The sequence below is a fragment of the Halobellus sp. Atlit-38R genome, assembly GCF_003665925.1.
Lineage (GTDB): Archaea > Halobacteriota > Halobacteria > Halobacteriales > Haloferacaceae > Haloquadratum > Haloquadratum inordinatus.
In genome coordinates, this window is the sequence record NZ_QXIJ01000205.1 from 1 (window position 1) to 519 (window position 519).

At 70.1% G+C, this 519-nt stretch carries 1 protein-coding gene and 1 pseudogene; both read left to right on the forward strand.

Annotated features, from left to right (window positions below; genetic code table 11):
• Positions 1–244, forward strand: a 244-nt coding sequence (locus D3D02_RS18960) for a TIM barrel protein (RefSeq protein WP_233560721.1), incomplete at its 5' end; no start/stop codon positions are given.
• A gap of 89 nt (positions 245–333) precedes the next feature.
• A pseudogene (locus tag D3D02_RS18965) lies at positions 334–519 on the forward strand (hypothetical protein); the annotation flags it as partial.

Below are 519 nucleotides of genomic sequence, written 5' to 3' on the forward strand. Positions count from 1 at the left end.
CGACGACGTGGTCGGGTTAGAGCACCTGAAGTACATCCACCTCAACGACTCGAAACACGAGTGCGGCACCAACAAGGACGAGCACGCCCACATCGGCGAGGGGCACATCGGCGAGGCGGGGATGGAGCGGATCCTCAACCACCCCGACCTGGTCGACGTGCCGCTGGCCCTAGAGACGCCGACGGAGGACGGGAAGAGCTTCGCGTGGAACATCGACCGGGTCCGCGAGCTGCGTCACGACTGAGACGGGCTCTGCGGCACCGAGCGCCGTCGGCTCCGAGGACGCCGTCCGTCCGACGCGGTTTTAAGTGACCTCGCGAGCGATCCACGGACATGCCCATCACGAAGGCGTTGCTGTTGGGACGCCGCCGCGGCCGCGCGGTCGGGCTGGTGGTCGGGTTCGCCGGCGCCGTGGCGCTCGCGCTCGTCGCCGCGTTCCTCGCCGAGTCGGCGGGCGTGACGACGGGGAGCGCCCTGACCGACCGGGTCCTGCCGCTGCTGGTCTTCTACGCGCCCGGG